This is a genomic window from Formivibrio sp. oc-25, from assembly GCF_055810895.1.
On record NZ_JBVVOL010000050.1, the window covers coordinates 1 to 8,295 of the forward strand.

General features: G+C 61.1%; 8 protein-coding genes. 4 read left to right on the forward strand and 4 right to left on the reverse strand.

Annotation, left to right across the window (positions count from 1 at the left end; genetic code table 11):
• A partial coding sequence (locus AC0KVQ_RS15810; protein ID WP_473422154.1) for a PTS mannitol transporter subunit IIA occupies nt 1-221 on the reverse strand: 221 nt, incomplete at its 3' end.
• 212 nt (nt 222-433) lie between these two features.
• Here AC0KVQ_RS15810 and AC0KVQ_RS15815 point away from each other — a divergent pair.
• Nucleotides 434-1,429, forward strand: coding sequence for a LacI family DNA-binding transcriptional regulator (locus AC0KVQ_RS15815; RefSeq protein WP_473422155.1), 996 nt, complete (start codon nt 434-436; stop codon nt 1,427-1,429).
• A 127-nt stretch (nt 1,430-1,556) separates the two neighbouring features.
• Here AC0KVQ_RS15815 and AC0KVQ_RS15820 read toward each other — a convergent pair whose 3' ends face one another.
• From AC0KVQ_RS15820 to AC0KVQ_RS15830, 3 genes are read right to left on the reverse strand one after another with little or no spacing between them, the layout of a single operon-like run.
• Nucleotides 1,557-2,450, reverse strand: coding sequence for a complex I NDUFA9 subunit family protein (locus AC0KVQ_RS15820; protein WP_473422156.1), 894 nt, complete (start codon nt 2,448-2,450; stop codon nt 1,557-1,559).
• A gap of 50 nt (nt 2,451-2,500) precedes the next feature.
• Nucleotides 2,501-4,951 carry an ABC transporter permease gene (locus AC0KVQ_RS15825; protein WP_473422157.1) on the reverse strand — a complete coding sequence of 817 codons (2,451 nt, stop codon included), beginning with the start codon at nt 4,949-4,951 and terminating at the stop codon, nt 2,501-2,503.
• Nucleotides 4,948-5,664 (reverse strand): ABC transporter ATP-binding protein, encoded by a 717-nt coding sequence (locus tag AC0KVQ_RS15830; protein WP_473422158.1) that lies wholly within the window; start codon nt 5,662-5,664, stop codon nt 4,948-4,950. Before AC0KVQ_RS15830 ends, AC0KVQ_RS15825 begins: the two co-directional genes overlap by 4 nt.
• Between AC0KVQ_RS15830 and AC0KVQ_RS15835 the strand changes: the two genes are divergently transcribed.
• The 3 genes from AC0KVQ_RS15835 to AC0KVQ_RS15845 all read left to right on the forward strand — a co-directional run bounded on the left by AC0KVQ_RS15835 (nt 5,663) and on the right by AC0KVQ_RS15845 (nt 8,144).
• Nucleotides 5,663-6,274 carry an arylesterase gene (locus AC0KVQ_RS15835; RefSeq protein ID WP_473422159.1) on the forward strand — a complete coding sequence of 204 codons (612 nt, stop codon included), beginning with the start codon at nt 5,663-5,665 and terminating at the stop codon, nt 6,272-6,274. The genes AC0KVQ_RS15830 and AC0KVQ_RS15835 overlap by 2 nt on opposite strands.
• A gap of 392 nt (nt 6,275-6,666) precedes the next feature.
• Nucleotides 6,667-7,140 (forward strand): NanQ anomerase/TabA/YiaL family protein, encoded by a 474-nt coding sequence (locus AC0KVQ_RS15840; RefSeq protein WP_473422160.1) that lies wholly within the window; start codon nt 6,667-6,669, stop codon nt 7,138-7,140.
• Between the two features lie 11 nt (nt 7,141-7,151).
• Complete coding sequence (locus tag AC0KVQ_RS15845) at nt 7,152-8,144, forward strand: Gfo/Idh/MocA family protein (protein ID WP_473422161.1); 993 nt, start codon at nt 7,152-7,154, stop codon at nt 8,142-8,144.
• The last annotated feature ends 151 nt before the right edge of the window (nt 8,145-8,295 follow it).

Genomic DNA, 8,295 nt, shown 5'->3' on the forward strand with positions numbered 1-8,295 from the left:
GTCTTACGCACCAGCGACCGGTCCTGCACCATGCCGTGCGGTATCGCTACCCCGCTGCCAAGGTAGGTGTCGGCCATTTTTTCACGGCCAAAAAAACTGTCGAGATAAGCTGGCTCGATATGGCCAGCCTCCAGCAACAACTGGCCAGCCTGGCGAATGGCGGCTTCCTTGCTGGCCGGAGCAGCCGAGAGCTGGACGATGGGATGCAGTGGCGCGCTCATATTGGTAGTTCCTCTTCATCGACTACTTCCATTTGTAATCGTTTACATTTTTCATGTCAACATCTGAATGATATTTCTCCGCCATGCGGTCGAAGAGCTGAAAAATTCTGCTGTAACAGCAAATAAAACCGACAAATAGCCTATTCAAGACTAGAAATACTGAATCTTTCGTGAAAAAATGATGTAAACGTTTTCAAGTAACGGAGAGAAAAATGGCCCGGATCAAGGACGTAGCACAGGCTGCAGGCGTATCCACGGCGACGGTTTCGCGTGTTCTCTCCGGCAGCGGACCAGTGAGCAAGGATCTGCGCGACAAAGTTCTGGAAACTGTCGCCCGGCTGGGTTACCGACCCAACCTTGCTGCACGACGCCTGCGCTCTTCGCGCACCGAAACCATCGGCCTGATCGTTTCCGACGTGCGCAACCCGTTTTTTACCAATATCAGCCGCGCAGTCGAGGACATGGCCTATCAGGAAGGCATGCGCGTGATTTTCTGCAATTCGGACGAAGATCCGCAGAAAGAAGCGCTCTATCTCGACCTGATGAAAGATGAAAATGTGTGTGGCGTGATCTTCTCGCCCACACTGGCCACCAGCCGCAAATTCACCGCCGATTACTACCCGTTTCCTTTCGTCATCATAGACCGCCCGATTCCGGCCGGCTCGGCCGATGCCGTCATTCTCGACAACCAGGCCGCTGCACACGTGCTGGTGAACCATCTGGTGGGCCAGGGTTATCGCCATATCAGCGGCATCTTCGGCTCGGCCAGCGGCACCGGCCTGGCGCGGCGCGAAGGCTTTCTTGCCGCACTCAAGCAATTCGGACTGGAAGGGAAAAGCGAGCTGATCACGCCGACAGCGCAGGCCGCGCAGACGATGGTTGCACAGTGGCTGGCTGCCGCAGATCGACCGGAAGCAATTTTTGTCAGCAACGGGCTATTCCTGCTCGGCGCCTTGCAGGCCATCCGCGCCGGTGGGCTGAAAATCCCGAATGACATCGCCCTGGTCGGTTTTGATGATGACCCGTGGACTTCGCTGGTCGATCCAGGCCTGACCGTGATCGCCCAACCGACCTACGAAATCGGCCGTACCGCCATGGAATTGCTGTTGCAACGTCTGGAAAGCCCGGAACGACCGGTGCGCGTGGTCGAACTGGCCGGCAGCCTGATCGTGCGCGGATCCAGCCATTCATTGAAAAAGCGCACGTGAAAATCTGCGCTACACGGAATACTGTTCACAGCAGTCATGCAGATTGGGCAAAGCCACTCGAAGCCCAACGATCCAAAACATGTTGGGCTTCATTGCATTCAGCCCAACCTACGGCACGGCAGCAGCATCAGGAACGTTTCTGAAGCCAGCCCGGCGCTACCTCTTCAAGTGACATGGGCTGCCAGCCCAGCACCGCTGGAAAACCAGCCGGGTCGACATTATCCACCGTGAGCGAATCGAGATTGTCCTGGGTCAGCGGCGGGTTAGGCAGTACGCTCAACAGCGTCGCCTGCACGCGCGCAGCCCAGTTTGGCAGCGGGACCACCGGTCGTTTCGCCCCGGAATACTCGCCGGCCAGGCGCACCAGTTCAGCCAGGGTATAGACCCTGGGACCGACCAGCGAGAGCGTCTGTCCGATCAACTCCTGCCGCTCCACCCCTGCCACGAAGGCCCGCGCGACATCCTCGACCCAGACCGGCTGGAATTTCGTGCCGGCCCCGGCCAGTGGCAACAGGGGTGAAAAGCGCAGCAATCTGGCAAACATATTGAGAAACAGGTCTCCCTCGCCAAACACCACCGAGGGCCGGTAGATGGTCCAGTCGAGTGTGGACGCACGCACTTTTTCCTCGGCCCGGGCCTTGCTGCGCTGGTAGTGCGAAGGCCCGTCCGGGTGCGCACCCAGCGCGCTCATGTGCAGGTAGCGCCTGATGCCGGCCTGCTCGCAGGCGGCAATAATCTTGCTGGTCAAGGCGACATGGGCCTGTTCAAAATCCGCCGGGGTACCGTGCAGGATGCCGACCAGATTGATGACCACATCGCAGTCCCTCGCCAGCGACACCAGCCGGGCGGCATCGTGCACGTCGGCAGCGATCCACTGCGAGCCGGGCACCCGATGCAAGCCGGCGCGCAACTGTTGCGGATTGCGCGAAGGAATCGTCACAGCATGGCCGGCCTGCAGCAACTGTGCCGCCAGCGAGGTTCCGATAAAACCGCTTCCGCCTATCAGCAGCACGTTCGCCATCGCTCAACCCTCCATCATGGATTCCGTTTGAAGTCTGCTGCAAGCAGGCTTCAGCCCTCGTCGCGCAACAGAATTGCCGGCGGCGTATGCGCCAGCCGTGATAGCCGCCGCAATGCAGCCAGCGCTGCGATCACGGCGCCGACAATGCAGCTTAGCAGCGGCAACCACAGATTGAAGGCAATCGCGAGCTGCAGCACCTCGCGCCCGACCAGCCAGCCGGTAAAACTTGCCGCCGCGCCTGCGACCAGCCCGGCCATGCCGCCCAGCAGCAGGCTTTCGCTCAGCCAGACCCGCCGCAGCCGCCGCGATGAAGCCCCGAGCGCGCGCATGACGGCCGCCTCTCTGCTGCGCTCGGATTCGGTCGCATCGAGCGCCGCCCAGAGCACGGCAACACCGGCTGCGATACAGAAGAAGAACACCAACCGCAGCGCGGCACTGGCCAACTCCAGCACACGCTGCACCTCGGCCAGAATCTGGCCGACATCAATCACGGTGACATTGGGCAGGGTACGCACGATTTGCGGGATCAGCGGTTTTTGCTCGGCCGGCAAATTGAAGCTGGTAATCAGGCTGGCCGGCTGGCCATCAAGCAGGCTGCGGCTGCCGGTTACGAAAAAATTGACGCGAAATGAATCCCAGTCGACCTCGCGCAGATTGATGACGGGTGCCTCGACCTGGCTTCCGGCAATATCGAAGGTCAGGCGATCGCCGATCCTGATGCCCAGACGCTGTGCCAGCCCCTCTTCAACCGACCAGCCTGGCTGATCGGCGCGCAGGCTGGTACCGGCTGCCAGCCGGTTATCCGCACGCAAGGCATCCCCCCAGGACAGGTTGAATTCGCGTTCGGCCAGCCGGCGCGAGCGCTCTTCCTCATAGCGTTTTGGATCAACCGGCTCGCCGTTGTGCAGCATCCAGCGGCCGCGGATCATTGGCTGCAACACCGGAGGTTGCAGGCCTTGGGCGGCGAACAGGGCACTCAGCGGCGCACGCTGATCCGGCTGGATGTTGATGGCGAAATGGTTGGGTACATCGCCCGCCATGCGTCCCTGCCATGCGCGCAACAGATCGCCTTCCACCACGGTCAGCAACCATACCCCCAAAAGGCCGGCAGCCAGCGCGCCCAGCTGTGCAAAGGCCAGCCCCTTGCGGCGCAGGATCTGCCGCGCGGCCAACCCGGCCGTACCGCCCGGCAGCAGGCTGCGCACCGCATACATCAGGCCCAGACCGGCGCCACCGGCCAGCAACAGCGCCCCCAGCATGCCGCCGCCGGCCACCAGTGCCAGCTTGGCCTCACCTGCCAGCAACCACAACAGGCCTGCGGTCGCCACGGCCAATGCGCACCACAGCAGCCAGACCGAGGCCGGTGGTGCCAGTTCGCGCCGGAGCACGCGCAACGGCGGCGTGCGTGACAGCGCATGCAGCATCGGCCCGGCACCGCCCAGCAACAAGGCACTGCCCAGCGTGGCCGCCAGCAGCCAGGCACGCCAATCCGGAAGCGGCACATTCGCCGGCAGTCGCTCGTGCACCAGTGCAATCAGCGCGGCTTCGGACAGCCAGCCGAGCAATCCGCCCAGCACACTGGCCAGCAGGATCAGCAGCAGCAATTGTCCGAACAGCAAGCCGGCGATGCGTTTGCGCGTGGCACCGAGTGCGCGCAGGATCGCCACCTCATCGAAACGGCGTGTGGCATAGCGCCGTGCCGCCAGCAACATGGCCACCGCCGACAGGCAGCCAGCCACCAGGGCAGACAAACGCAGGAAGCGTTCGGCACGCTGCAGCGCCGTGTTCATTTCCGGCCGCGCTTCGCGCGCATCTTCCAGGCGCTCGCCGCGGCCCAGCTTGGGCTTGGCGCTGGCGATCCAGGCATTGATATCCTTGGGCGCACCCGCCACCAGCAGGCGATAGCGGGCGCGGCTGCCAAAACCGATCAAGCCGCTGGCAGGCAGATCACTGGCATTCATCAAGAGGCGCGGTTGCGTGCCGGAAAAATCGATCGAGCCATCGGGTTCACGCTCCAGGATCGCTGCCAGTTTCAGGTCGAGATTGCCGACCTGGACCCGGTCGCCCGGTTGCGCTTCCAGCAGCGCCGCCAGCCGCGCATCGACCATGATCTCGCCCGCCCGGGGTACGGTACCGACGGCACCATCCGGAGCGATCTTCAACTGCCCGCGCAAAGGATAGCCATCCGTCGCAGCCTTGATCGAAGCCAGCGCGGTCAATTCCCCCTTGCGCGCCATACTCGGGAAAGTGGTCAGCTGGGCGATGCGCAAGTTGCGCTCGCTGGCCATGCTGAAAAACGGCCCGGGCACCGGATGATCGGACACGATCACGGCATCGGCCGCCAGCAGGGTATTGGCTTCGATCGCCAGCAGCCGCTCCATGCGGCTGGCCAGCAAGCCCACGGCGGTCAGTGCCGCAATCGCTACCGTCACCGCGAACAGCAAGGTACGCCAAGCCCGTGCATGCAAGTCGCGCCGGAACAGGCGCCAGAGCAAGGTCATCGCTCGCCCCCTTGCACGAACTCGGTCAGCTTGCCGCTATCCAGGCGCAGGCGCCATTCGCAGCGCCCGGCAAGGCGCTCATCGTGCGTGACCAGAATCAGGGTAGTGCCGGTGGCGCGGTTCAATTCAAACAGCAAATCGGCCACGCGCTCGCCAGTGGTGGAATCCAGACTGCCGGTCGGCTCGTCGGCAAACAGGATTTGCGGCCCCGGCGCAAAGGCACGCGCCAGCGCCACCCGCTGCTGTTCGCCGCCGGACAACTGGCGCGGCGTATGATCAAGCCGGTCAGCCAGCCCAACGCGCTCCAGCCATTCCTGCGCCTTCTGCGTGATCGCACCACGATCCATACCGGGGCGCGGAATCAGCTCCAGCGGCAACATCACGTTTTCCAGCGCGGTGAGATCTGGTAGCAACTGGAAAGACTGGAACACGAAGCCGGTCAGCGTGGCGCGCAATTGTGCGCGACCATCCTCATCCAGTGAGCCCAGAGACTGGCCAGCCAGTGCCACGTCGCCATGCGTGGGCACATCGAGTCCGGCCAGAAGCGCCAATAGCGTCGACTTGCCCGAACCCGATGCTCCGACCACGGCCAGGGTGGCGCCCGCAGGCAATTCGAACGAAATTTCGTGCAGAATGTCGAGCGAGTGGTGCCCGGTGGATACGGTCTTGCCCAGGCCTCGGGCGGACACGAGCGAAATCAAGGATTCAGACATGCGACGTTATCTCTGTATATTGGGTTGGTTGATATTTGCCTTGCTGCCCGGCGCCGGGGCGGCGGAAACACCGGTATTGCTGGTTTATGGCGACAGCCTCTCAGCAGGTTACGGTCTGCCGGTGCAACAATCCTGGCCTGCGCTGCTGCAGGCCGAACTCGGCCGCAACAACCAGCCATGGAAAGTGGTCAATGCCAGCGTTTCCGGCGAAACCACTGCTGGCGGCCTCACCCGCCTGCCGGCCACGCTCAAGACCCACAAGCCGCGCAAAGTGGTGCTGGAACTCGGTGCCAACGATGGCCTGCGTGGGCTGCCACTGGCTGACATGGAAAAAAACCTGGCCAGCATGATTCGTCTGATCCAGGCCAGCGGCGCCCAGGTACATCTGGTCGGAATGCGAATTCCCACCAACTATGGTGCAGATTACACCGGAAAGTTCGCGGCCATTTACGAGAAACTTGCACGACAATATAAGACCGGGCTTACGCCTTTTCTGCTCGCGCCCATTCTTGATCGCCCGGATCTGTTCCAGCCCGATGGCCTGCACCCGACAGCCGAAGCACAGCCCCTGCTGCTGAAGATGATGCTGGCAGACCTGAAAATCAAATAGCCACCTACACCTTCGGCAATATTCAGTGCGGTAGGTTGGGCAGAGCCATGCGAAGCCCAACGATTTCAGAACGTGTTGGGCTTCATTTCATTCAGCCCAGCCCACACCACTGTCCTCCCAAATGCGGGCCCTCCGCCACCTGCTCATCTTTTAAGCAGGTAAGAAATTCGCTTCCCAATCAATCCCGTATCGTCATTATCCACAGACTACCCACGCAACCATAAACGGTTTGCGTGGAAAACCCGCCACTTCTCCCCTGCCAGGCCAACCACTGATCAGGCGGGTGGTCGCCCACCCACAACTCCCGCTTGACGTTCATGTGCAACATTCTGGTATACTAGATTTCAATTTGGTATACACATAAAGTTCCCACCGAACCGGAGCCCACAAAAATGATTTTCGGCAACATCCACAATATGGCAGACATGCTGCCCACCCTGCCGCAACCCATCCAGACCGCATTGCGCCACCTGCAGACCACCGATTTCGCCGCACTGCCCGCAGGCAATTACGACCTGCAAGGCAAGGATATCTATGTGCAGGTGATCGACATGACCACCAACGCTTTTGCCTTTACCAAGCCGGAAGTGCATCGCCAGTACATCGACGTGCAGTTCCTGTGTCGTGGCCGGGAAAAGATCGGTGTCGCCACCGATACCGGCAATAACCAGATTGCGCAGGATCTGCTCGAACAGCGCGATCTTCTGTTCTATACCGGCATGGAAAACGAATCGACACTGGTGATGCTGCCCGGCAGCTTTGCCGTGTTTTTCCCAAGTGACGTGCACCGTCCGGCCTGCCAGTTCGACGGCCCGGAAGCGATCCGCAAGATCGTGATCAAGGTCCGTCTCTCCCTGCTGAGCTAAGGAGTCACCAAGTGAAAACCATTCGTTGGGGCATGATCGGCTGTGGCGCGGTCACCGAAGTCAAGAGCGGACCCGGCCTGTACAAATCGAGCAACTCCACGCTGTTGGCCGTAACCAGCGCCGACATCAAGCTGAGCCAATCGTATGCCGAACGCCATGGCGTACCCAAGGTTTACGCCAGCGCGGAAGAACTGGTGCAGGATCCGGAAATCGATGCGGTCTATATCGCCACCCCGCCGGTGGTACACAAGCCGCTATCCCTGCTCGTGGCGCGTGCCGGCAAGCATGTCTACGTTGAAAAGCCGATGGCAATGCGTTTTGACGAATGCCAGGAAATCATCGATGACTGCCAGCGGCATAACGTACGCCTCTATGTGGCGTTCTATCGCCGCGCCATGGAGCGTTTCCTGCAGGTGAAAAAATGGCTGGATGAAAAGGCCATTGGCGACGTGCTCTGCGTCAAAGCCGTGCAGCACCAGCCGCCAGCGCAGGAAGACCTCTCGCGCGCCACGCTGCCCTGGCGCCTGCTGCCGCAGGTAGCCGGCGCTGGCAAGTTCCTCGATATGGGCGTGCATACGCTCGACATCTTCGATTTCTGGTTTGGCCCGATCGTTGAAGTGCATGGCATCGCCTCGAACCAGGGTGGCCTCTATGACGTGGAAGATACCGTCACCGCCACCTGGCGCCACGAAGGCGGGGTGCAGGGTTATGGCTCATGGTGCTACGTCTGCGCCCAGGATCAGGATCACGTCGAGATCATCGGCACCAAGGGCAGCATCGAGATGGAATTCTTCACCGACAAGCCCCTGCGCCTGGTCACCGCCACCGTTACGCAAGACGTGAGCATCCCCAACCCGCAGCATGTGCAGCAGCCGTTCATCCAGAGCATCGTCGATGATCTCAACGGTATCGCCACCTGCCCGGGCAATGTGGAAAGCGCCGCCCGCGCCAGCTGGGTGGCCGATGAAATCCTGAAAAATTACCGCCAGCAACGCGGTTTCTGACCAAACACATTACCCGTGTGGACTACCCACACATTTTAATGAGGAGAATTGCAATGCCCCGTATTTCCTTTGCTGACCTGAAAGCCGAATTCAAGCGCGTGCTGCTGAAAAAAGGCTGTAACGAAGAAATCGCCGATAGCTGCGCCCAGCT